This window comes from Microbacterium sp. 3J1, from assembly GCF_001049495.1.
Taxonomy (GTDB): domain Bacteria; phylum Actinomycetota; class Actinomycetes; order Actinomycetales; family Microbacteriaceae; genus Microbacterium.
On sequence record NZ_CDWI01000011.1, the window covers coordinates 310,617 to 333,952 of the forward strand.

The window sequence follows — 23,336 nt, forward strand, 5'->3', positions numbered from 1 at the left end:
ACGAACAGGACACCTTTTCATGGTTGCTTCACGATCCGCTCTCTCACGCGCGGAGATCGTCACCCGTCTGCAGGAGATGCTCGGCGCCGACCAGGTCGAGACCGACGAGCAGGAGCTGCGCGAGGCGAGCGTCGACCGCTTCAAGAAGTACACGTCCGTGCACGGCATCTTCGACGGTCCGATCCCGGCCGCCATCGTCTACGCGCGATCGACCTCCGATGTCTCGTCGATCCTCGCGTTCGCCGATGAGAACCTCGTCAACGTCGTGCCCCGCACCGGTCGCACCGCGACCGAGGGCGGCCTCGAGACGATCGTCGACGACTCCATCGTGCTCGACGGCTCACGCATGGACGCGATCCTCGAGATCGACCCCGTCGACATGATGGTGACGGCCCAGTGCGGCGTGCCGCTGCAGGTGCTCGAAGACGCGTTGCGCGCGCAGGGGCTCACGACGGGCCACTCGCCGCAGTCCAAGCCGCTCGCGCAGATGGGCGGCCTGGTCGCGACGCGTTCGATCGGACAGTTCTCCACGCTCTACGGGGGCATCGAGGACATGGTCGTCGGACTCGAGGCCGTGCTGCCCGACGGCGAGGTCGTGCGGGTCAAGAACGTCCCGCGTCGCGCGGCGGGGCCGGACATCCGTCACATCGTGATCGGCAACGAGGGTGCACTGGCAGTGATCACCGAGGTCACGGTCAAGGTGTTCACCTATCAGCCGGAGAACAACCGCTTCCTCGGATACCTGGTCGATTCTCTGCCCGAGGGGGTCTCGGGCTTGCGTGACATCATCGTCGCCGGGTACCACCCGTCGGTCGCGCGCGCCTACTCGGAGGAGGACGCCGCGCAGCACTTCTCGCACTTCGCGGGTGGCAGGGCGGTGGTGGTCGTCGTCGCCGAGGGGCCGAAGGGGGTCGCAGATGCCACCGCTGCCGGCGTGGAGGAGATCTTCACAGACATCCCGCACGACAGGGTCGACCCCGCACTCATCGAGAACTGGTTCGACAACCTGAACTGGGGCCAGGACAAGATCGACGCGGAGAAGCGGGAGATGCTCGAGAACGCGCACCTCGGCTACACGACCGAGGTCTCCATCGACTGGTCCGGCGTCGAGGAGCTGTTCGAATCCGTGATGCGGCGGGTCCGCACCGAGTTCCCGCGAGCGGCTGATCTCACCATGCTCGGGGCGCACTCCTCGCACAGCTACCAGACCGGGACGAACCTGTACTTCGTGTACGACTACGACATCGCCTGCGATCCCAGGGAGGAGATCACCGAGTACCACGAACCGCTCAACGCGATCGTCGTCGAGGAGGCGTTGCGGCTCGGAGGGTCGATGGTCCACCACCACGGCATCGGCAAGTACCGTACGCCGTGGACGCACGAAGAGCACGGCACGGCGTACCGGCTGCTGCGGACTCTCAAGGACGGTCTCGACCCGAACGGGATCATGAACAGAGGCACGATCTACCCGCTGGACGACATCGAGACGGCGTCTCGCACGTGAGCGACCCGGGCGCAGGGTACGTCGTCGCGATCGACAACGGCTCGCAGAGCACGAAGGTCCTGATCCTCGATGCACGCGGCGCGATCCATGCACGGTCTCGCGTCCCCCTGCGCCCGTACTCGTCGCCGTCGCCGGGTCGATGGGAGCATCCCGACGACGATCTGTGGGACTCCATCGCCGCCGCCGTACGCGAAGCGCTGGCGGTGTTCCCGGGCGATCCCGGCGACATCCGCGGGATCGGCCTGTGCACGATCCGCTTCTGCCGGGCGGTGCTGCGCGCAGACGGGTCCCTGGCTCAGCCGGTGATGAGCTGGATGGACGAGCGGCTTTCGCTGCCGTACCGGCAGGAGGCCGATGACGCCGTCTTCGTCACCACCTCTTCGGGCTATATCGCGCATCGGCTCACCGGGCAGCGCCGCGACGCGGCCGGCAACTACCAGGGGATGTGGCCCATCGACACCGCGCGATGGACGTGGAGCGCGGATGCCGAAGACTACGCCCGCTGCGGCATGGAACCGTCGATGCTGTTCGACGTGCTCCCGCCGGGGGAGACCCTCGGGAGGCTCACCGCTGAAGCGGGGGCCCTCACCGGCCTCCCCGAGGGGATCCCCGTGATCGCGACCTCCAACGACAAGGCCGTGGAGGCACTCGGTGCGGGGCTGCGAGACGAGGAGGAGGCGCTGCTGTCGCTGGGCACCTATGTCGCGACCATGACTCCCGGCGACCGCCCGCTGCCACCTCATCCCGACGTCTGGACGAACTTCGCCGCGGAGCCGGGACGGTTCCTGTACGAGAGCTCGGGAGTGAGGCGGGGGATGTGGACCGTCAGCTGGTTCCGGGAGCTCGTCTCCGGCGCAAGGGAGCCCGTGTCGGAGGAGGTCCTGGATCGCGGCGCCGAACAGGTGCCGATCGGTGCGGGCGGGCTGATCGCCGCGCTCGACTGGTTGGCCCCGACGCAGGAGCCCTGGCGGCGGGGAGCGCTGGTGGGGTTCGACGGCACTCAGGGACGATTCCACATCCATCGTGCGATCCTCGAGGCGCTCGCGATCGCGAGCGAGGAGGGCGATGCGCGCGCGAGGCGCGTGCTGGGAAGGCGACGACGAGAACTGGTGGTCACCGGCGGCGGCAGCGGATCGCCGCTGATGCTGAGCATCCTCGCAGCCGTGTTCGGCGTGCCGGTGCGTACGCCGCTCGTGCACGATGCCGCCGGCGTGGGCGCGGCGATCTGCGCGGCGGTGGGCACGGGGATGCACCCGACCTGGGATGCTGCGGTCGATGCGATGGTCGCCGTCGGTGCGCGTGCGGAGGTCGATCCCGTGATGGCGAGTGCGTACGCCGAGGTCCGACGGACTCACGCACGCGTGCTGCCCCGGGTCAGGCGCCTGTTCGCCGACGACGCCTGAGCAGGGTCAGCGCCAGATCGCGGCGATCCCGGCGTTGAGAGCGGTGAGGATGCCGACCAGCCAGAACATCGCGGGCGGGACGGAGCCGTCCTTGCGCTGCTTCGACGTGCCGATGCCGAGCAGGGCTCCGATCGCGAGCAGCACGACGAGCTTGGTCCCGATCTTGGCGTAGTTCAGCTCGACGCCCTCCGGCAGCCCCCACGGAGCAGCCAATGCGAGGCCCGCGACAGCGGCGACGGTCATGCCGATGCTCATCAGGCGGGTGAACTCGCGGCGTCCGCCGAACGCCTGCGCGGCCCACGCTCCGAAGAGCACGGCGAAGCCGATCAGATGGACGAACAGCACGACATGACGCAGAGTCTCCATGTGCTCACCGTAGGAGCGCTCACGGTCTCCGCGCCAGCAAGGGCAGGCTGACCTCAGCCGCGCAGTTCTCGGACGACGAGAGCCGTGCGCAGCGCAGCATCCGCAGCCTCCGCGCCCTTGTCCTCCTTCGAGCCCTCGAGGCCCGCGCGGTCGAGACCCTGCTTCTCGTCGTCGAGGGTCAGCAGGCCGAAGCCGACCGGCTTGCCCGCATCGAGCGACACCCGGGTGAGGCCGTCGGTGGTCGCCGCCGAGACGTACTCGAAGTGGGGGGTGCCGCCGCGGATGATCACGCCGAGCGCCACGACCGCATCGGCCCCGCCCGCGAACGCCGCCTGTGCGGCCACGGCCAGCTCGAACGAGCCGGGCACCCGCACGAGGCGGTGCGTCGCGCCGGCCTCGTCGAGCACGCGCTCGGCGCCGGCGATGAGGCCGTTCGAGATGGTCTCGTGCCAGGTGCCGGCGATGATCACGACGTCCAGTCCGCGTCCGTCGATGGCCTCGGTCTTGGGTGCTCCTGCGCCGCTCATGCGTCGTTCTTCCTTCCGTCGGAGAGTGCCTGGGCGAGCTCTGCCTCGCCGATGATGTGACCCATCCGGTCACGCTTGGTCTCGAGGTACTGGTGGTTGTTGGGGCCGACCCCGACGATGAGCGGAACCTGCTCGACGACGTCGAGACCGAGGTGGCGCAGCTGGTTCACCTTGTCGGTGTTGTTCGTCAGCAGGCGCACCTTCGAGACTCCGAGGTCGGAGAGGATGCCGGCGGCTGCCGCGTAGTCGCGCGCATCCGCGGGAAGACCGAGGGCGAGATTCGCGTCCACGGTGTCGAGGCCCTCCTCCTGGAGGCTGTACGCGCGGAGCTTGTTGATGAGGCCGATGCCGCGACCCTCGTGCCCGCGCATGTAGATGACGATCCCGCCGTCCTGCTCGATCGCGTCGAGCGCTGCATCCAGCTGCGGGCCGCATTCGCACTTGAGAGAGCCGAACGCCTCGCCCGTCAGGCATTCCGAATGCACCCGGACGAGCGCCGTCTCGCCGAGCTCGCCCGACACGACGGCGATGTGGTCGGTCCCGGTGATCCTGTCCTTGTACGCGAGGAACCGGAACGACCCGTGCGTGGTGGGCACGGTGGCATCCGCCCGCAGGCTCACACGACGACTGCGGCTCGCGGGCGTGTATCCCGTCGGGTCGACCTCGTCGAGGTGGGCGATGAGCTGTTCGATCGTGATGACGGGCACGCCGTCGCGCCGACCGAGCTCGATCAGGCCGGGCAGACGCATCATGCTGCCGTCCTCGGCGACGACCTCGGCGATCGCGCCGACCGGGCGGAGGCCCGCGAGCTTCATGAGCTCGACCGCCGCCTCGGTGTGGCCACTGCGCTCGCGCACGCCGCCGTCGACGGCGCGGAGGGGGAGCACGTGACCCGGCCGGATGATGCTCGTGGCCGTCGACTCGGGATTCGAGAGCACGTTGAGGGTGTGCGCCCGATCGAATGCGCTGATCCCGGTCGTCACGCCCTCGGCGGCGTCGACGCTCACGGTGTAGGCCGTCGAGCGGGCGTCCTCGCTGGCGGCGACCATCGGCGGCAGGTTCAGGTGGTCGGCCAGATCGGCGGGCATGGGCGCGCAGATGAACCCCGACGACCAGCGCACCGTCCACGCCACCCACTCGGGGGTCGCGAGTTCGGCGGAGAGGATGACATCGCCCTCGTTCTCACGGTTCTCATCGTCTGCGACGAGGACGGGACGCCCGGCACGCAGCGCCTCCAGGGCCTCGGGAATGGTGGAAAGGCTCATCGCGAGCCTCCTTCCGGTGCGGCGCGGAACGCGAGCAGGCGCTCGACGTGACGGGCGAGGATGTCGGTCTCGAGGTTGACGCGGTCGCCGACGGCGCGGGCGCCGAGAGTGGTCGCGGAGAGCGTCTCAGGGATCAGGGACACCTCGAACCAGGGGGACGGCTCGGCGGGCTCGCTGACCGCGCTCACAGTGAGCGAGGTTCCGTCGACCGAGATGGATCCCTTGTCGACCACGAGCGGCGCGAGATCGTCGGGGAGCGAGATGCGCAGGACACTCCACTGCGCTCCCGGGCGCACCTCGAGCAGGTCGCCGACGCCGTCGACGTGACCCTGCACGATGTGGCCGCCGAGTCGCGCTCCGACCGGCATCGCCTTCTCGATGTTGACCCGCGTGCCCACGGCGGCTCCACCGAGGGCCGCGACGTCGAGGGTCTGCTTCATGACATCGGCGTCGAAGGTCTCGGCGGTCGAGTCGACCACGGTGAGGCACACGCCCGAGACGGCAATGGACTCGCCGTGCACCGCGTCCCGCGCGGCGCGCGGCGCGCGGACGGTGAGTCGCCAGCCGTCACCTGCGGGGGCGATCGCGGTGATCTCGCCGATCTCTTCGATGATCCCGGTGAACATCAGGCGGCTCCTTCTTCTCGGGGTCCTGCGGGGCTGGGGCGGTCGGCGCTGGGGCGGTCGGGGCTGGGGCTCGCGATCGCGAGCAGGTCGGATCCCAACGGCAGCCACTCCTCGACGGTCAGCCGGCGGGCTTCGCCGATCGACGGCACCCCGATGTCGGTCAGCGCCAGCCGATCGCCGCCGAGCAGCACGGGCGCGATGTAGGCGAGCACCCGGTCGACGAGTCTTGCCGAGACGAAGGCGCTCGCGAGTGTCGGGCCGCCCTCGACGAAGAGGCTCTGGATGCCGCGGGCCTGGAGGTCGGCGACCACGGCGTGCAGATCACGGGTGTCGTAGAAGAGCGGTGGACGCGGATGCCGGCGGACGGCGGCGTCGTCGGGCGTCGCCCTCGATCCGATGACGACGGGCACCGGCTGGTCGGCGAACAGCGCATCGCCGTCGCGGGCCGTGAGCGAGGGATCGTCCGAGAGCACCGTTCCGGTGCCGACGACGATCGCGTCGGCCTCAGCACGTCGACGGTGCACGTCGGCGCGAGCGGAGGGCCCGGTGATCCATTGGCTCGATCCGTCGGCCGCAGCCGCACGTCCGTCGAGGCTCTGCGCCCACTTGACGGTGATGTGCGGGCGTCCGAGGCGCTGCGCGGTGAGCCAGCCGGAGATCACCGCGTGCGCGGCATCCGCCTGCTCCCCGGCGTCGACGCTGACGCCCGCGTCGCGCAGACGCTCCGCTCCGCCGCCCGAGACGGCGCCCGGGTCGTCGAGGGCGTAGACCACGCGTGCGACGCCGGCGTCGATGAGCGCGAGCGCGCAGGGACCTGTCCGACCGGTGTGGTTGCAGGGCTCCAGGGTGACCACGGCGGTGGCTCCGCGGGCAGCGCCTGGTGCGAGCTTCGAGAGCGCGTCGACCTCGGCGTGCGGAGTGCCCGCGCCGTGGTGCCAGCCTTCGGCGAGAACCGTGCCGTCAGGGGAGAGGAGCACGGCTCCGACCTGCGGGTTGACTCCGCGCGGGCCGAGCGTCGCGAGCGAGAGTGCGCGGGTCATCGCCCGGCGTTCCGCCTCGTTCACTGCCATCCGTGGTCCTCTCTGAGGCTCCGGGCAGGCAGGGTGGCGGAACGGACGCACGCATGCGTCTCGTGCTGCCTCCCTTCCGGACTAGCGAGGTCTCCCTCACATCACCGTCGGTCCCGGAATTCCACCGGATCGGCATCCCGATGTATCGAGACGCTCGCGGACTGTCACCGCCGGTTCGGATTCCCACCGACCCCGGAGCACGTTGTTGATCTGAGTGTACTCAACGCGCCTGCGCGCATTTCATTCCGCGTCGGGGAGGTGGCGCGTCTCCGGCAGCGCAGTCACTTCAGCAGTCGGGAGAGCCGGCGGTCGGCGAGGACCTTGCCGCCGGTCTGACACGTCGCGCAGTACTCCAGCGAACGGTCGGCGAAGAACACGCTGCGCACGACGTCTCCGCACACGGGGCACGCCTCGCCCCGTCGAGCGTGCACCTGCATCCCGCGCCGCTTCGCATCCTTCAGATCTGCCGGAGGTCTTCCGGATGCTTCGGCCACCGCCTCCGTCAGGGTGGTCCGCATCGCGGCGTACAGTCGGTCGACCTCGTCGCCGTCGAGCTTGTCCGCGATCGCGTAGGGAGACATCCGCGCGGCGTGCAGGATCTCGTCGGAGTACGCGTTGCCGATCCCGGCGACGATCGCCTGATCGCGCAGCAGGCCTTTGATCTGAGTGCGGCGCCCGGTGAGGAGCCCGGCGAACGCGTCTCGTGTGAAGTCGTCGTCGAGCGGGTCGGGACCCAGGCGCGCGATGCCGGGCACCTCCTGCGGATCCCGCACCACGTAGACGGCGAGCGACTTCTTCGAGCCGGCCTCCGTGAGATCGAAGCCGCTCTCGTCATCGAGGCCGACGCGCAGCGCGATCGGCGACTTGCCCGGCTTGATGAGGGTCGTCGGCAGGGTCTCGTACCAGCGGAGCCAGCCTGCCTTCGCAAGATGGAACACGAGGTGCAGCTCATCGCCGCAGGAGAGCACGATGAACTTGCCCCGGCGGGTGGACGCCGTGATCCGGGCGCCGTGCAGAGCCGTGTTCGGGGGATCGTACGTCTTCAGCGCGGCGATCGCTCCCACGCTGGTGCGCACGATCGTGCGGCCGACGGCTCGTTCGGCGAGGAACGCGGTCAGGCCCTGTACTTCCGGCATCTCGGGCATGCGCCCATCCTGCCACCGGGATCCGACACCGGACTAGAGGATCGGCCAGTCGACCGGCGAGCTGTCGTCGGCGGCGAGGAGTCCCGCCGACCACCCGTCCTCGCGTCCTCGCTCGCTCGTGAGCGCCTGCCTGGCCAGTCCTTCGTACCGGAACCCCAGGGCGCGAGCCGCGCGGGCCGACGGGATGTTGCCCACCGCCGCGCGCCACGTGAGACGCGCGAGCCGCAGGTCGTGGAACGCCCAGTCGATCACCGCGCGCGCCGCCTCCACGATGTAGCCGTGTCCGCGGGCGGGTGCGGCCACCCAGAAGCCGAGCTCGGCGTGTCCGCCCGAGGCATGCTCGGTGATGTGGTGCAGGCCGATCGAGGCCACCAGCTCGCCGTCGCGGTACGCGCACCAAATCGTCTGGCTGCCGTCGGCCCACCATTCTGCGGCGAGTCGCACGTAGTCCTCGGCGTGCGTCCGCGTGTAGGGACTCGGCACGGTCGTCCAGCGCGGGATCTCCGGGTCCTGGCACGCCGCGGTGATCGCGTCGACATCCGTCTCGTCCGGTACATGCAGGACGAGACGTTCGGTGGTGAGGGTGACCGGTCGCATCCGAGAATCCTAGAGGGGTGGTGCCGCGTGTCGACGGCGACGCTCCCGATGTCGGGAGCCACGGCTAGGCTTGTCCGGTGACTGTTCCGGGGATTCTGCGCGCCTTGGAAGAGGCGTCTCTGTACCGTGACGCCCTCGCCTGGGCGCAGACCGATGCCGACCTCGGCCTGGTCGACGGCCTCGACGCGCCTGCGCTCGCAGGCCTCCTCGAGAAGCGTCGCGCCGCGGGGCACCCGGCCGCTCTCCTCACCGTCGTCCCCACGGGGCGCCGGGCCGAGAGTCTCGCGTCGGCGCTCGGCGCGTACATCCCCGGCGCCGAGGTGCTCACGTTCCCCGCGTGGGAGACGCTGCCTCACGAGCGACTGAGCCCGAGCCCCGACACGGTCGGCCAGCGACTGCAGGTGCTGCGTCGCGTCGCCGACTGGTCGGGAGAGCACCCCCTGATCGTCGTCGCCTCCGTCCGCGCCGCGCTCCAGCCGATCGCGGGCAACCTCGGCGAGATCGCGCCGCTCGAGCTCAGGACGGGGAGCCGCGGGAACGAGCTCGATCGCGTCGCCGAGCAGCTGGTCGAGCGTGCCTACTCCCGTGTCGACATGGTGTCGAGGCGCGGTGAGTTCGCGGTGCGCGGCGGCATCCTCGATGTCTTCCCGCCGACGTCCGAGCATCCGTATCGCGTCGATTTCTTCGGCGACGAGATCGATCAGATCCGCGCGTTCTCGGTCGCCGACCAGCGCTCGCTGCCCGGCGACGTCGACGGCGTCGACCTCCCGCCCAGCCGTGAGCTGCTCCTGACGCAGGACGTGCGAGACCGTGCGCGCGCGCTGATCGGAGGGTTCCCGGCGATTGCCGGCATGCTCGAGAAGATGGCGGAGGGCATCCCCGTCGAGGGCATGGAGTCCCTCCTCCCCGCCGTCTCCGGTCCGCTGAAGTCGCTGGCCGAGTACCTTCCCGACGGCAGCGCCACCGCCGTCGTCGACCCCGAGCGCTCCAGCGCACGCGCGATCACCCTCGGCGAGACGAACCGCGAGTTCCTCGACGCCGCGTGGAGCGCCGCCACATCCGGCGCCTCCGCGCCCATCGACCTCGGCGCCGGCGACTTCCTCACGATCGCCGAGCTCCGAGAGGTCGTCCGCGACCGCGGCGGAGTCTGGTGGCGGCTGAGCCCGTTCGCGATGGGCGGGGAGGACGCCGAGACGATCGACGGCGCCGTCATCCCCTCCTTCCACGGCAACGTCGACGGGGCGATCTCCTTCGTCGATGCGAAGGTCGCCGACGGATGGCGCGTGGTGGTCATCGCCGCCGGCGCCGGCCTCGTCGATCGCGCGCGGGACGTGCTGTCCGACCGCGGCATCGCGGCGCGCATCGTTGAGACGCTGGACACCCCGCCCGATCCGGGCGTCGCGACGCTGGTCACCGGATCCGTGGAGGCCGGCTTCCAGATCGCCGAGGCGAAGCTCGCGGTCCTCACCGACAACGAGTTCTACGGACGCACCATCGGCGGCGACCAGCGCGTCGTCAAGAAGCTCGCCTCCCGCCGCAAGAACGTCGTCGACCCGCTGCAGCTCAAGCAGGGCGACTTCGTCGTGCACGCCACCCACGGCATCGGCCGCTTCGTCGAGATGACGCAGCGCGAGGTGTCGACCGGCGGACGCAACGCCACGAAGTCGGTGCGGGACTACCTCGTCCTCGAGTACGCGCCGTCCAAGCGGGGCTACCCGGGCGACAAGCTGTACGTCCCGACCGACCAGCTCGACCTGCTGTCGAAGTACGTCGGCGGCGAGGCGCCCACCCTCTCGAAGATGGGCGGCAGCGACTGGGCGCAGGCGAAGGGCAAGGCGCGCAGGGCCGTGCGCGACATCGCCGTCGAACTGGTCAAGCTCTACTCGGCGCGAATGAGCGCCAAGGGCCACGCCTTCGGCCCCGACACACCCTGGCAGCGCGAGCTCGAAGAGGCGTTCCCGTTCGCCGAGACGCATGACCAGCTGCAGACCATCGACGAGATCAAGGCCGACATGGAGCGGCCGATCCCGATGGACCGCCTGCTCTCGGGCGATGTCGGTTTCGGCAAGACCGAGGTCGCCGTCCGCGCGGCGTTCAAGGCGATCCAGGACGGCAAGCAGGTCGCGATGCTCGTGCCGACGACGCTGCTCGTGAAGCAGCACCTCGAGACCTTCACCGAGCGCTTCGCCGGCTTCCCGGTCAAGGTCCGTCCGCTGTCGCGTTTCCAGAGCGACAAGGAAGCGCGCCTGACGTTGGCCGGTCTGCTCGACGGCACCGTCGACATGGTCATCGGCACGCATCGGATCCTCACCGACCAGGTGCTGTTCAAGGACCTCGGGCTCATGATCATCGACGAGGAGCAGCGGTTCGGAGTCGAGCACAAGGACGCGCTCAAGAAGATGAAGACGAACGTCGACATCCTCGCGATGAGCGCGACGCCGATCCCGCGCACGCTGGAGATGGCGGTCACCGGCATCCGTGAGATGTCGACGCTGGCGACGCCGCCGGAGGACCGGCATCCGATCCTCTCCTTCGTCGGGCCGCGCAGCGACAAGCAGATGGCCGCCGCCATCCGTCGCGAGATCCTGCGCGAGGGCCAGGTCTTCTTCGTGCACAATCGCGTGCAGTCGATCCAGCGCGTCGCGGCGGAGCTCGCCGAGCTCGTGCCCGAAGCGCGGATCGCCGTGGCCCACGGGCAGATGGGCGAGCACCAGCTCGAGCAGGTCGTCGACGACTTCTGGGAGCGCAAGTTCGACGTGCTCGTGTCGACGACGATCATCGAGACCGGGCTCGACATCTCCAACGCGAACACGATCATCATCGACCGCGCCGACAAGTACGGCCTGAGCCAGCTGCATCAGCTGCGCGGGCGCGTGGGGCGCGGGCGCGAGCGCGCCTACGCCTACTTCCTGTACGACGAGATGAAGCCGCTCAGCGAGACCGCGGCCGACCGCCTGCAGACCATCGCGGTGAACAACGACCTCGGCTCCGGCATGCAGGTGGCCCTCAAGGATCTCGAGCTCCGCGGCGCGGGCAACCTGCTCGGCGCCGAGCAGGCCGGTCACATCGCCGGTGTCGGATTCGACCTCTATCTCCGCATGATCGGCGAGGCGGTCGCGACGTTCCGCGGTGACGAGGTCGAGACAGGACAGGAGCTCCGGCTCGAGCTGCCGCTCGACGCGCGCATCCCGGAGTACTACATCGACAGCGAGCGACTCCGACTGGAGGCGTACCAGAAGCTGTCGGCAGCGTCGGCCGCGACGGCCAAGGACGACGCGATCGACCTCGTGATCGAGGAGCTCACCGACCGCTACGGCACGCCGCCCGCCGAGGTCGAGGGGCTCATCGCGATCGCCCGCCTGCGGCGCCGCGCGGCCCGTGTCGGCCTCGCCGACGTCGTCGTGATGGGCTCCAACCTGAGGATCGCGCCCGCGCGCCTCGAGGACTCGATCAAGGTGCGCCTGCAGCGTCTCTACCCGAAGGCCAAGCTCGTCTCCGGGGGAGAAGCGCTCGTGGTGCCCATGCCGACGGTGCCCGCAGCGATCGGCGTCGGTGTCGAGCCCCTGCCGGACGCCGAGCTGCTCGAGTGGGTCGGTCAGCTGTTCACGGCGATCTTCCCCGAGCCCGCCAAGACCGAGGACCCCGCGGGTCAGACCGCCGTCGCGAGATAGAGCTCAGACCGCCGTCGCGAGATAGAGCTCAGACCGCCGTCGCGAGATAGAGCAGAGTGCCGTCCGGGTCCCTGACCTGGGCGACGCGCTCACCCCAGGGCATGTCGTCAGGGGGTGCGACCGCCTCCGCGCCCGCGGCGAGGCTTCCGGTGAACGCGGCGTCCACGTCATCGACGTACAGCCAGACGGCGACCGGATCCCCGGGTGTGACCCGCGGCTCGAGGCCGATGCCCAGCGCGCCCCCGCCCACGGCGAGGGCGACATACACGTCGATCCCATCATCGGTGTACCGATACGTGACGACGGCGTCGAACGCCGACTCGTAGAAGCTCGCGAGCCGCGGCAGGTCGGAGGTGCGGAGGATGGGGAACAGACTCGTGACGCCCATGCTCTGCAGGGTAGATCCGCCGACCGCGACGATCAACTGCATCTGCGACCGGAGGCGCGGCTACAACGAGAACCCGCCGTCGGAGGTGAGCACCTGACCGACCACCCACGACCCCGCATCCGTGCAGAGCCAGCCGATGAGCTGCGCCGGGTCGTCGGGTCGTCCGACTCGTCCGAACGGGGTTCCGGCGATCCACTCGGCCACGCCCGAGAGATCCCGATCGGTGGTGTCGGCGTCGAGGTAGCCCGTGTTGACCGGCCCGGGGTTCACGGTGTTGAGCACGATCCCGACGTCGAGCAGCTCGGCGGCCGTCGAGCGGGTGATGCCCGCGAGGGCCGCCTTGCTCGTCGCATACGAGATCTCGCCGCGCATGGCGCTGTGTCCCTGGCCCGAGGTCATCCAGATCACATGCCCCGTCGGTGCGTCGAACGGGCCGGCGCTCTCGATGCGATCCCCGGGCCGCGCCGAGTCACCGTCCGTCTCGCCGAGCAGTTCGCGTCGTCTGCGGCGGGCCAGCCCCGCGGTGAGCAGCAGGGTCGCCCGTGCATTGGCCTGCCAGTGCGCGTCGAGGCGGTCGGCGGTCATGTCGAAGATGCTCCCGTCGCCACCGCTCATCGCCTGGTTGCACACCAGGATGTCCAGCGAGCCGGTCAGTGCCGTCGCGGCATCCAGCAGCGGTTCGATGCGCGTCGCGTCGCGGAGATCGGCGCCCGCGTCGTCGGAGACCGCTCCGGAGGCCAGGGCATCGGCGATACCGGCGCGCACGGCGTCGAGATCGTCGCCGCCCCAGGGATGGTCGAGGTCATGCGGGCGGTGATGGTGGAAGAAGACGTTCGCGCCGAGTGCGGCGAGTCGGGTCGCGGTGGCGAAGCCGATGCCCCGTCGGCGGGAGACGCCGGTGACGAGAGCGGTTCGGCCGAGGAGGGGGAGGTCGGAGGAGTGCATGCGGAGCCTTTCGATCGTGGTGCCGAGGCGCGCAGAGGCGCGGCCTGACGGCAGGGAGGGGATCGAGTCACCGGGATTGCATGTGCCCAGCGTAGCAACGCCCTAGCGACCGATCGCAAGCGCGTCAACGGGGTGCCGGCCAGGGGTGGGGGAGAGATGCTTGTCACATGTGGGCCCTCCTCATCATCCTCCTCATCGCCTGGGCCGGTCTCGCTGTCTTCGGTTTCGTGATCGAAGGACTGCTCTGGTTGGCGATCATCGGCGTGGTGCTGTTCCTCATCACGCTCGTCATCGGGATCCTCCGAGCGCGCGCCGCCACGGAGGAGTGAGCCGCGCGCGGCTGCTCCCCACTACGCTGGCGTCATGTTGTACGAGCACCTCGGGGCTCGGCCCCGGATCCACGACACCGCCGTCATCGCTCCCACCGCCGTGATCTCCGGCGACGTGTCGATCGGCCCCGACTGCCAGGTCCTGCACGGTGCGGTGATCACCGCGGAAGGCGGGCCGATCACCCTCGGGGCCCACGTCATCGTCATGGAGAACGCGCTCATCCGCGCGACAGCGGCCAACGCCGTGCACATCGGCCCGCACACGCTGATCGGAACGCTGGCGAGCATCGCCGGGGCGACGGTGGGCGAGGAGGTGTTCCTCGCCTCGGGAGCCCGCATCTTCAACGGCGCGCTGGTCGGCGACCGCTGCGAGGTGCGCGTGAACGCGATCGTCCATCGCAGAGCCGTGCTGCCGTCGGGAACCGTGGTGCCGATCGGGTGGGTGGCGGTGGGCGACCCGGTGCAGCTGCTGTCGCCGGACCGCGACGAGGAGATCGCCGCCGCGCAGCCGGAGCTCGACTTCCCCGGGCACGTGTTCGGCGTAGACCGCGACACCCCCGACCTCATGGTCCAGCTGACCGAACGCTACGGGAGCTCTCTGGCACGGCATGCCGCCGATGTCCGGGTCGACGGTGACACCCACCGCCGCGGGCACCGGGCGGAGCGCGGGTGAGTGCGGGTGCAGGGCTGGTCCGCCCCGATGTCAGCACGGCCGATGCGGCGCTGATCGCCCGCGAACGCTACGGCATCGACGTCGTGGCCGCCGAGCTGGGCAGCAACCAGGACCGCAACTTCGTGCTGCAGGAGCCGGATGGGCGGCGCAGTGTGCTGCGCGTCGACAATCCCGTCTTCGGCGATGAGGCGCGCGACGCTCAGCACGCCGCCCTCGATGCCTATCGAGCCGCCGGGGTGTCTGTGCCGGCGGTGCTGCCGGGACTCGACGGAGAGCTGACGCAGAGATGGCGCGACTTCGCGGTGCGTCGCAGCGAATTCGCCGAGGGAGAGGCGCTGGTCGACGCCGGCTACCTCGCGCCGGTCGTCCTCGCCGAATTCGGGGCTCTGGCGGCGGCATCCGTCACCGCGCTCTCGGCCCTGACGCATCCGGGACTCGATCGCGAGCAGATGTGGGACATGAGGGTCGCGCGGCAGCAGGTGATCGCTCTCGCTCCCTCCATCGCCGACTCGACGCTGCGCCGGCGGGTCCTGCGGGCGGCCGACGAGGCAGGAGCGGCGCTGGCACCCGTGGCGGCCGACCTGCCCGTGCAGGCGATCCACGGCGATCTCACCGACGACAACGTCATGGGGCAGCGCGGGGAGGACTCCCGGCTGCATCCGCACACCGTGCTCGACCTCGGCGACCTGGGTCTCGGATGGAGGGTGGCCGAGCTCGCCGTGTGCGCATCGTCGATGCTGCATCATGAGCCGGACCGTCCGCTCCGAGTGCTCGAGACGATCGCCGCGTTCCACGCACATGCGCCCTTGAGCCGCGAGGAGGCCGTGGCCGTCTGGCCGCTGATCGTGCTGCGCTCCGCGCTGCTGGTGGCGAGCGGATGGCGGCAGCTCGAGATCGACGGGGACAACGACTATGCGCGCGAGCGGGTCGACGGCGAGCGCGCCATCTTCGACGCGGCAACAGCGGTGCACCTGACCGAGGCCGTCGAGCACGTCTCCGCCCGGCTGGGGTTCGAGAGTCCGGCCTTCGACGCGCCGGCATCCGAGGAGCCGGAGCTCTCCGCCCTGCTTCCCGATCTCGGCGGCCGTACCGTGGTCGTCGATCCGGGGGTGGAGGCTGAGGCGTTGGATGCCGGTCGGTGGCGCGAGTCCGGCATCGAGGCGCAGCTCGTCTCGGAGGCGCACGACGGCGGGGCGCGTGTCGTGGTGGTCCCTTACGGGGTGTTCCGACTCACCCGCACCGCGGTCGACACGGCAGACGCTGCCGCCACCTGGCCGATCGAGACCGAGCTGCACGTCGCGCCTGGTCCCTCGTCGCGCCTGGTCGCGCCGATCGGAGGAGACCTCAGCGTCTCGGCAGGACAGGTCCGCATCGACAGGGGAGACGGCTGGGAGGTGATCCTGCGCGGCGCCGACCTCGAGCACGTGCGAGCCGGCTCCGTCGAGCGAGGCGAGGGCATCGGGCGTCTCGCCGCCTCCTTCGACACGCGGGTCGTCGTCGTCGGCGTGCGCAGGACGGATGCTCCGCAGAACGCGGCGCCACTCGGCGGCGCCCGGCTCGTCGAGCCCGCGCAGGTCGGCGCCTGGCGTCGGCTCACCGCCGACCCGGCCGTGCTGCTCGGGATCCGGTCACTCGCCCAGCGCGACGACGCCGAGAACGAGCTGAGCCGACGCGAGCGCATCTTCGCGGAGGCGCAGGAGCGGTACTACGAGCATCCGCCGCAGATCGAGCGCGGCTGGCGCCATCACCTCGTCGACACCACGGGGCGCGGCTACATCGACGTGGTCAACAACGTCGCCGGGCTGGGGCACGGCCATCCGAGGGTCGCGGACGCGGCGGCCAGACAGCTGCGGACCCTCGCCACCAACTCGCGCTTCCTGTTCCGTGACCTCGCGGAGTACAGCGAGCGTCTGGTGGCGCTCATGCCGGCGGGCAGCGGACTCGATACGGTGCTGCTGGTGAACAGCGGCTCCGAGGCCGTCGATCTGGCGCTCCGCCTCGCGCAGGCCGCGACGGGCCGTCGCACCGTCGTCGCGCTCCGCGAGGCGTACCACGGGTGGACGATGGCGAGCGATGCGGTCACCACCAGCGCGTACGACAACCCGCACGCGCTGGATTCGCGCCCCGACTGGGTGCACGTGGCCGACGTGCCGAACAGCTTCCGCGGGACGTATCGGGGTGATGACTCTGCGCCCCGTTACCTGAAGGATCTCGAGGCCGATCTCGACCGGCTCTCGGCCGAGGGCAGGGACGCCGCGGCGTTGCTCTGCGAGTCCGTCCTCGGCAACGCGGGCGGCGTGCTGCTGCCCGACGGCTATCTCGCGGGGGCGTACGAGCTCGTCCGCGCCCGGGGCGGTCTCTGCATCGCCGATGAGGTGCAGGTCGGATTCGGGCGCATGGGCTCGACCTTCTGGGGCTTCGAGCAGTCCGGTGTCGTGCCCGACATCGTGACGATCGCGAAGCCCATGGGCAACGGGTTCCCGATCGGAGGCGTCATCACCACGAGGGCGATCGCCGATGCGCTGAGCACCCAGGGGCAGTTCTTCTCGTCGGCGGGCGGCAGCACGCTCAGCTGTCGGGTCGGCATCGCCGTGCTCGACGCCATGATCGAGGACGACCTGCAGCGCAACGCGCTCGAGATCGGTGCGCGGCTGGCCGATGGTCTTCGCGAGCTGGGTCAGCGGCATCCGCTGGTGGGACCCGTGCACGGCACCGGGCTGTACCTCGGAGTCGAGCTGGTGCGCGACCGGGAGACGAGGGAGCCCGCCGCTGCGGAGGCGGCGGCGATCTGTGAGCGGATGCGGGAACTCGGCGTGATCGTGCTGACCACCTCGGAGCGCTCCAATGTCCTCAAGATCAAGCCGCCCCTGTGCCTGACCGCGGAGAGCGCGGATCACGTCGTCGCGATGCTCGATCGCGTGCTCGCCGAGGGCTGGTGACAGGAAAGCGTAGCGGTCTTCGAATCTCGCGAGATTTCATCATGTTAAATGCGTATTTCGAACGAGAATTGCTCTTCCGCTGACGAATATCCCGGGTACATACTGATCCTCAGCGTCGGACGACCCGAAGTCCGGCCCCTGCTCTCCGAGGAGAACACATGGCGACCAAGACCAAGCCGCTCGCGCAGGGCGGGGGAACGCTCCGCAGGAATCTCGGGCTCTGGGCGATCGTCGGCCTGGGTCTCGGCTACATGACCCCGACGGTCGTCTTCGACACGTTCGGCATGGTGGCACGCGATACGGACAACGTGGTCCCCGCCGCTTATCTGGTCGCCCTCGTGGTGATGGTCTTCACGGCGATCAGCTACGGCAAGATCTCGAGCGCCATCCCGAGCGCCGGGTCCGCCTACACGTACGTCCGCGAATCGATCCACCCCAACCTCGGCTTCATGGTCGGCTGGACGTCGCTGATCGACTACGTGCTGCTGCCGATGGTGAACTGCCTCATCATCCGCAGCTACCTCGAGGCTCTGTTCCCCGACATCCCGGGGTGGATCTGGGTCGTCCTCTACTGCATCCTCGTCACGAGCATCATCTACATGACGATGCGCGGCACCTCGAACATGAACATGATCCTGCTCGTGTTCTCGATCGTCGTCATGGCCGTCTTCGTGGTCCTCGTCGTGGCGCAGCTCATGCGGGGCGAGGGCGCCGCGACGATCGCGTCCGCGGCGCCGTTCATCCACGACGGCGCCACCATGGGCGCCGTGCTGATGGGCGCGACGATCGTCTGCTTCTCGTTCATCGGGTTCGACGCAGTGACCATGTACGCGGAGGAGGCCAAGGACCCGAAGGTCATGCCGAAGGCGATCCTCCTGACCGTGCTCCTCGGCGGAGCGATCTTCCTGATCGCGGCGTACGTGACGCAGCTGCGCTTCCCCGACTGGAACGAGTTCGCCCCGGGCGGCGACATGCAGTACGTCGAGGACTCGACGCTGCCGGTCATCGGCGGCCTCGTCGGCGGCGACGTGCTGATGGCGGTGCTGACAGCGGCCGGCTTCTGCGCGACCCTCGCCTCGGGTCTCGCCTCGCACGCCTCGGTCTCCCGCATGCTGCTGGTGATGGGGCGAAACAACGTGCTGCCGCAGAAGGCTTTCGGCTACATCAACCCGCGCACGCACACGCCGACCTTCAACATCGTGCTCGTGGGCGCGATCTCGCTGCTCGCGATCCCGTTCACGCTCGAGCTGATCGCGGCGTGGATCAACTACGGCGCACTCATCGCCTTCACGTTCGTGAACATCTCGGTGATCGCATGGTTCGCGGTGCGCAAGGGACGCCGCAAGACCCCCGCGGACATCGTGAACTACATCGTCATGCCGGGTATCGGCATGCTGCTGACCGGACTCCTGTGGGCGAACCTCCACCAGGATGCGCTCATCGGCGGCCTCACCTGGACGGCGCTCGGGATCGTCTACCTCGCCGTGATCACGCGGGGCTTCCGCAAGAAGGTGGTCGCCTTCGACGAGAACCAGGCCGTCACCGGCTACAACAAGGTCGTGAAGGTGCCGGTCGACGAGATCTGACACCCCGCGGATGCCGCAGAGCCGCCTCACCCGGGAGGGAGGCGGCTCTGCGGTCGTGCGGAACGGGTGAGGCGATCAGATGACGCCCTGCGCGAGCATGGCACCGGCGACCCGCTCGAATCCCGCGATGTTCGCGCCCGCGACGTAATCGCCGGGGACGTCGTACCGCTCCGCGGCATCGAAGGCGGCACGGTGGATGTCGGCCATGATCTCGCGCAGGCGGTTCTCGCTGGCCTCGAAGCTCCAGCGCTGACGCGAGGCGTTCTGGCTCATCTCGAGCGCCGAGGTCGCGACGCCGCCGGCGTTCGCCGCCTTGCCGGGCGCGAAGAGCACGCCTGCGCTCTGGAACGCCTCGACGGCGGATGGCACGCACGGCATGTTGGCGCCCTCGGAGACCGCCCGCACGCCGTTCGCGATGAGCGCCTCGGCGGCGTCGAGATCGAGCTCGTTCTGCGTGGCGGAGGGCACGGCGATGTCCACCGGCACCTCCCAGACGCTGCCGCCCTCGACGAAGCGGGCGCCGGGACGACGGTTCGCGTACTCGACGATGCGCGCCCGCTCGACCTCCTTGAGCTGGCGGAGCAGGTCGACGTCGATACCGGCGTCGTCGACGACGTACCCGGAGGAGTCGGATGCCGTGACCGCGGTCGCGCCGAGCTGGGAGGCCTTCTGGATCGCATAGATCGCGACGTTGCCCGAGCCCGAGACGCCGACGCGCTTGCCGTCGAGCGAGTCGCCGTGCACGCCGAGCATCTCCTGGGCGAAGAACACCGCTCCGTATCCGGTGGCCTCGGTGCGCACCTCGGCGCCGCCCCAGCCGGTGCCCTTGCCGGTGAACATGCCGGACTCGTGACGGTTGGTGACCTTGCGGTACTGGCCGAACAGGTAGCCGATCTCGCGGCCGCCGACGCCGATGTCGCCCGCGGGGACGTCGGTGTGCTCACCGAGGTGGCGGTACAGCTCGTTCATGAACGACTGGCAGAACCGCATGATCTCGCCGTTCGAGCGACCGTGGGGGTCGAAGTCCGAGCCGCCCTTGCCGCCGCCGATGCCCTGACCGGTGAGCGCGTTCTTGAAGATCTGCTCGAAGCCGAGGAACTTGATGATCGACAGGTTGACCGAGGGGTGGAACCGCAGGCCGCCCTTGTACGGTCCGAGCACCGATGAGAACTGGATCCGGTAGCCGCGGTTGACGTGCAGACGTCCGGCGTCGTCGACCCACGGCACCCGGAAGAGGATCTGGCGCTCGGGCTCGACGAGGCGCTCGAGGATGCCGCCGTCGACGTACTCGGGGCTCCGCTCCAGCACCGGCGCGATGGAGTGCAGCACCTCGTGCACCGCCTGCTGGAACTCGGGCTCGTGCGGGCTGCGGGCGAGCACGGTGTCGAAGACGGGCTGCACGGATTCTGCGAGCGGATGGAAGTCGGCGGAGGGCGAAGAGGTCACGCGAGGACTTTCTGATCGGGGGATGGTGAGGCGTGCGATCGTGTCGCGTGAGGGGTCGCCGGATCGGGCGGAGTTTTCACTCTATCGGGCAGGCCGACGTGAGAACTCTCACGTCGGCCTGCCGGGTGACACGCGATGAGCGGCGGATCACCCGGTGTTCTGGAGGCCCGCGGCCACGCCGCTCACCGAGAGCAGCAGGAGTCGACGCTGTTCGTCCTCGGAACCCGAGCCGACGGCATCCGCGGGCTCGCGCAGCGCCCGCAGTGCTCGCAGCTGGAGCAGCGACAGTGCGTCGACGTACGGGGTGCGCAGCTGCACGGCGCGTTGCAGGATCGGCTTGTTCTCGAGCAGGCCCACGCCGCCGGTCAGGCGGATCACCCACTCGCGTGTGAGCGTCATCTCGTCGAGGACGAGCTGCGCGAGGTCGTCGCGATCGCCCAGTGCCAGGTACTGGCGGGCGATGCGCTCATCCGTCTTCGCGAGGCTCATGGCGACGTTGTCGACCATCGTCCGCAGCAGCGGCCACTCGCGGTAGGCCTCGATCAGGCGCGCTTCGTCGCCCACGGCGGCGAGAGCCGTGCCGAGTCCGAACCAGCCGGCGAGGTTGATCCGGGCCTGGGTCCACGCGAACACCCACGGGATGGCGCGGAGGTCCTCGAGCGACTCGACCGAGAGACCTCGACGTGCGGGGCGCGAGCCGAGGGCGAGCAGGCCGATCTCCTCCATCGGGGTGACCGTGGCGAACCAGGGCGCGAAGCCCTCGGCCTTCACGAGCGAGAAGAAGCGCTCCCTCGACGAGCGATCCATGACGGCGGCGATGTCGGCGAACCGCGATGCGGCGTCGCTCGTGCGCTGCTCGACCGTCGGCGAGGAGGCGAGCAGTGTGGCGGCGGCGACCTGATCGATGTGACGCATCGCGATGGCCGGTTCGCCGTACCGCGCGAAGATCACCTCGCCCTGCTCGGTGAGCTTGAAGCGTCCGTCGACCGAGTGCGGCGGCTGCGCGAGGATCGCGGAGTTCGCCGGTCCGCCGCCACGGCCGAGGGCGCCGCCGCGGCCGTGGAAGAGGGTGAGCTCGATGTCGGAGTCCTTCGCCCACTGGGCGATCTTCTCCTGAGCTTCGTACAGTGCGAGGTTCGCCGCGACCGGCCCCACGTCCTTCGACGAGTCGGAGTAGCCGAGCATGACCTCGAGCCGGTTGCCGGTCTCTGCCATGCGAGAGCGGAACTCGGGGAACGTGACGGCCTCGGCGAGGATGCCGGGCGCGGCCTGCAGATCGGCGAAGGTCTCGAAGAGGGGGACGACGTCGAGCACGGGAGCGTCGTCGCCGAGCGCGTGCCTCGCGAGCCGGTGCACGTTCGCCAGGTCGGAGGCCGCCTGCGTGAAGGACACGACGTAGCGACCCGCCGCGCGGAGGCCGCGGTCGCGCTGGATCTCGGCGATGGCGCGGAAGACCTCCAGCACCTCTTCGGTCTGCGCGCTGATCGGATCCCCCGACTCCAGCTCGCCGAGGGCCTTGGCGTGCACCTGTGAGTGCTGGCGGACCTCGAGCTCGGTGAGGTGAAACCCGTACGTCTCGACCTGCCAGATGAGGTGCTGCACGCCGCCGAAGGCATGGCGCCGCGCACCGGCATCCGCCAGTGACGACTGCACCGCGCGCAGGTCGGACAGCAGCTCCTCAGGGCCCGCGTAGCGCCCCTCGTCGCCGCGCCGGGTGGCGGCCACCCGATGTGCGAGAGACAGCACCACGCGCCGGTGCGGCTCACCGGGGGAGCGCGCCCCGAGCTCGTCGGCCAGGCGCGGCTCGGCGGCGGCGAACCGCTCCCAGAGCTGCACGACGGCATCGCTCGGCGGCGTGTCCTCGGCGTCGAGCGTCAGTGTGCGGCCGATCCGCTCGAGCGCGCGCTCGAGCCCCCGCAGCACGTGGTCGGAGGCGATCTGCGACGCCTCGCGGGTGACGGATGCCGTGACGAACGGGTTGCCGTCGCGGTCGCCGCCGACCCAGGAGCCGATGCGCACGAACGCGGGCACGATCGGCGCGCTCGCCCCGGAGTCGTCGCCGCGGAGGGCGTCGTCGATGCGGCGGTAGACGTGCGGCACGGTCGTGAAGAGCGTCTCGTCGAAGACGCCCATGACCGTGCGCACCTCGTCGGTCGGAGACGGCTTCTGAGCGCGCAGCGGAGCGGTGCGCCAGAGCGTGTCGATCTCCTCGAGCATGCGGCGCCGAGCGCGGCGCTGCTCGGCGCCGGCCTCGCTCGCGGCATCGTGCTGGGTGAGCAGCTCGGACAGACGACGGATGCTGGACGACACCGCGCGGCGCCGTGCCTCCGTCGGGTGGGCGGTGAAGACCGGGTGGAACCGGAGGCCCTCGAGGCGGCGCCGTGCCTCGTCATCGCCGACCTCGGTCTTCAGCCGGGCGTATGCCGTGGCCACGGTGTCGGCCGCCTGCGGCTGGGTGCCCGAGGAGGTCGAGGACTCGGGCTGGCCGGCGCGCTCCCGGAGCACGCGCACGCGCTGATGCTCCTCGGCGAGGTTCACGAGATGGAAGTAGCAGGTGAAGGCCCGCGCGACCTCGTCCGCACGCTCGATGCTGAACGACTCGGCGATCGCGGCGGCGCGTTCGAACGCGTCGGAGGTCTCCTCGTCATATGCCTGGATGGTGGCGAGGCGCAGTCGCTCGACGTCCTCGAAGAGGTCGTCGCCGCCCGCTTCGCGCAGCACCTGGCCGAGAAGGGCACCGAGCATCCTGACGTCCGAGCGCATGGCGTCGGGGATGCCGCGGCCCGCTTCGAAACGGCCGATGATGCGGATGGCCGAGGTGTCGGTGGGCTCGGGGAAGGCGTGTTCGGGGGTCAC

At 69.9% G+C, this 23,336-nt stretch carries 18 protein-coding genes; 7 read left to right on the top strand and 11 right to left on the bottom strand.

Annotated elements, in window-relative coordinates; genetic code table 11:
• Nucleotides 1–19 precede the first annotated feature (19 nt).
• Nucleotides 20–1,504, top strand: coding sequence for an FAD-binding oxidoreductase (locus BN2660_RS10480; RefSeq protein ID WP_091231356.1), 1,485 nt, complete (start codon nt 20–22; stop codon nt 1,502–1,504).
• Nucleotides 1,501–2,907 (top strand): FGGY-family carbohydrate kinase, encoded by a 1,407-nt coding sequence (locus tag BN2660_RS10485; RefSeq protein ID WP_091231358.1) that lies wholly within the window; start codon nt 1,501–1,503, stop codon nt 2,905–2,907. Before BN2660_RS10480 ends, BN2660_RS10485 begins: the two co-directional genes overlap by 4 nt.
• Nucleotides 2,908–2,913: 6 nt before the next feature.
• Here the strand turns inward: BN2660_RS10485 and BN2660_RS10490 are convergent, their stop codons facing one another.
• From BN2660_RS10490 to BN2660_RS10520, 7 genes are all read right to left on the bottom strand, one after another.
• Complete coding sequence (locus BN2660_RS10490; protein WP_091231361.1) at nt 2,914–3,273, bottom strand: Fe-S protein; 360 nt, start codon at nt 3,271–3,273, stop codon at nt 2,914–2,916.
• A gap of 53 nt (nt 3,274–3,326) precedes the next feature.
• Nucleotides 3,327–3,800 (bottom strand): 6,7-dimethyl-8-ribityllumazine synthase, encoded by a 474-nt coding sequence (ribH, locus tag BN2660_RS10495; RefSeq protein ID WP_091231364.1) that lies wholly within the window; start codon nt 3,798–3,800, stop codon nt 3,327–3,329.
• Nucleotides 3,797–5,065 carry a GTP cyclohydrolase II gene (gene ribA, locus BN2660_RS10500; RefSeq protein WP_091231367.1) on the bottom strand — a complete coding sequence of 423 codons (1,269 nt, stop codon included), beginning with the start codon at nt 5,063–5,065 and terminating at the stop codon, nt 3,797–3,799. The genes ribH and ribA overlap by 4 nt, the downstream gene beginning before the upstream one ends.
• Nucleotides 5,062–5,691 carry a riboflavin synthase gene (locus BN2660_RS10505; protein ID WP_091231370.1) on the bottom strand — a complete coding sequence of 210 codons (630 nt, stop codon included), beginning with the start codon at nt 5,689–5,691 and terminating at the stop codon, nt 5,062–5,064. The genes ribA and BN2660_RS10505 overlap by 4 nt, the downstream gene beginning before the upstream one ends.
• Entirely contained in the window at nt 5,691–6,761 is a 1,071-nt protein-coding gene (gene ribD / locus BN2660_RS10510; protein ID WP_091231373.1) for a bifunctional diaminohydroxyphosphoribosylaminopyrimidine deaminase/5-amino-6-(5-phosphoribosylamino)uracil reductase RibD, read from the bottom strand. The genes BN2660_RS10505 and ribD overlap by 1 nt, the downstream gene beginning before the upstream one ends.
• A gap of 281 nt (nt 6,762–7,042) precedes the next feature.
• Complete coding sequence (locus BN2660_RS10515) at nt 7,043–7,906, bottom strand: Fpg/Nei family DNA glycosylase (RefSeq protein WP_091231375.1); 864 nt, start codon at nt 7,904–7,906, stop codon at nt 7,043–7,045.
• Nucleotides 7,907–7,939: 33 nt separating this feature from the next.
• A complete protein-coding gene (locus BN2660_RS10520; protein ID WP_091231378.1) occupies nt 7,940–8,503 on the bottom strand; it encodes a GNAT family N-acetyltransferase in 564 nt (187 codons plus the stop codon).
• A 77-nt stretch (nt 8,504–8,580) separates the two neighbouring features.
• Here BN2660_RS10520 and mfd point away from each other — a divergent pair, with 77 nt between their 5' ends.
• A complete protein-coding gene (gene mfd / locus BN2660_RS10525) occupies nt 8,581–12,174 on the top strand; it encodes a transcription-repair coupling factor (RefSeq protein ID WP_091231382.1) in 3,594 nt (1,197 codons plus the stop codon).
• Nucleotides 12,175–12,202: 28 nt separating this feature from the next.
• On the opposite strand, the gene BN2660_RS10530 is transcribed toward mfd, so the two are convergent.
• Complete coding sequence (locus BN2660_RS10530; RefSeq protein WP_091233535.1) at nt 12,203–12,562, bottom strand: VOC family protein; 360 nt, start codon at nt 12,560–12,562, stop codon at nt 12,203–12,205.
• 60 nt (nt 12,563–12,622) lie between these two features.
• Nucleotides 12,623–13,507: an SDR family oxidoreductase gene (locus BN2660_RS10535; RefSeq protein WP_091231385.1), complete on the bottom strand. Its 885-nt coding sequence runs from the start codon at nt 13,505–13,507 to the stop codon at nt 12,623–12,625.
• Nucleotides 13,508–13,674: 167 nt separating this feature from the next.
• Between BN2660_RS10535 and BN2660_RS16615 the strand changes: the two genes are divergently transcribed.
• The 4 genes from BN2660_RS16615 (at nt 13,675) to BN2660_RS10550 (ending at nt 19,034) form a co-directional block, all read left to right on the top strand.
• Nucleotides 13,675–13,836, top strand: coding sequence for a hypothetical protein (locus tag BN2660_RS16615; RefSeq protein WP_176697164.1), 162 nt, complete (start codon nt 13,675–13,677; stop codon nt 13,834–13,836).
• Between the two features lie 34 nt (nt 13,837–13,870).
• Nucleotides 13,871–14,509 carry a gamma carbonic anhydrase family protein gene (locus tag BN2660_RS10540; RefSeq protein WP_091231388.1) on the top strand — a complete coding sequence of 213 codons (639 nt, stop codon included), beginning with the start codon at nt 13,871–13,873 and terminating at the stop codon, nt 14,507–14,509.
• The gene (locus tag BN2660_RS10545) at nt 14,506–17,448 is read left to right on the top strand and encodes an aminotransferase (protein WP_255305114.1); all 2,943 of its coding nucleotides are present in this window, start codon (nt 14,506–14,508) and stop codon (nt 17,446–17,448) included. The genes BN2660_RS10540 and BN2660_RS10545 overlap by 4 nt, the downstream gene beginning before the upstream one ends.
• Nucleotides 17,449–17,606: 158 nt before the next feature.
• A complete protein-coding gene (locus tag BN2660_RS10550) occupies nt 17,607–19,034 on the top strand; it encodes an APC family permease (protein WP_091231390.1) in 1,428 nt (475 codons plus the stop codon).
• Between the two features lie 75 nt (nt 19,035–19,109).
• On the opposite strand, the gene gdhA is transcribed toward BN2660_RS10550, so the two are convergent.
• Nucleotides 19,110–20,480 (bottom strand): NADP-specific glutamate dehydrogenase, encoded by a 1,371-nt coding sequence (gene gdhA, locus BN2660_RS10555; RefSeq protein WP_091231393.1) that lies wholly within the window; start codon nt 20,478–20,480, stop codon nt 19,110–19,112.
• 147 nt (nt 20,481–20,627) lie between these two features.
• Nucleotides 20,628–23,336 (bottom strand): phosphoenolpyruvate carboxylase, encoded by a 2,709-nt coding sequence (locus BN2660_RS10560; RefSeq protein WP_255305115.1) that lies wholly within the window; start codon nt 23,334–23,336, stop codon nt 20,628–20,630.

Coding starts and splice junctions, on each gene's coding strand:
- BN2660_RS10550 (WP_091231390.1), top strand. CDS start 17,607: ATGGCGACCAAGACCAAGCCGCTCGCGCAGGGCGGGGGAACGCTCCGC.
- ribA (WP_091231367.1), bottom strand. CDS start 5,065: ATGAGCCTTTCCACCATTCCCGAGGCCCTGGAGGCGCTGCGTGCCGGG.
- ribH (WP_091231364.1), bottom strand. CDS start 3,800: ATGAGCGGCGCAGGAGCACCCAAGACCGAGGCCATCGACGGACGCGGA.
- BN2660_RS10505 (WP_091231370.1), bottom strand. CDS start 5,691: ATGTTCACCGGGATCATCGAAGAGATCGGCGAGATCACCGCGATCGCC.
- BN2660_RS10515 (WP_091231375.1), bottom strand. CDS start 7,906: ATGCCCGAGATGCCGGAAGTACAGGGCCTGACCGCGTTCCTCGCCGAA.
- BN2660_RS10540 (WP_091231388.1), top strand. CDS start 13,871: ATGTTGTACGAGCACCTCGGGGCTCGGCCCCGGATCCACGACACCGCC.
- BN2660_RS10530 (WP_091233535.1), bottom strand. CDS start 12,562: ATGGGCGTCACGAGTCTGTTCCCCATCCTCCGCACCTCCGACCTGCCG.
- BN2660_RS16615 (WP_176697164.1), top strand. CDS start 13,675: ATGTGGGCCCTCCTCATCATCCTCCTCATCGCCTGGGCCGGTCTCGCT.
- ribD (WP_091231373.1), bottom strand. CDS start 6,761: ATGGCAGTGAACGAGGCGGAACGCCGGGCGATGACCCGCGCACTCTCG.
- BN2660_RS10490 (WP_091231361.1), bottom strand. CDS start 3,273: ATGGAGACTCTGCGTCATGTCGTGCTGTTCGTCCATCTGATCGGCTTC.
- BN2660_RS10535 (WP_091231385.1), bottom strand. CDS start 13,507: ATGCACTCCTCCGACCTCCCCCTCCTCGGCCGAACCGCTCTCGTCACC.
- BN2660_RS10480 (WP_091231356.1), top strand. CDS start 20: ATGGTTGCTTCACGATCCGCTCTCTCACGCGCGGAGATCGTCACCCGT.
- BN2660_RS10520 (WP_091231378.1), bottom strand. CDS start 8,503: ATGCGACCGGTCACCCTCACCACCGAACGTCTCGTCCTGCATGTACCG.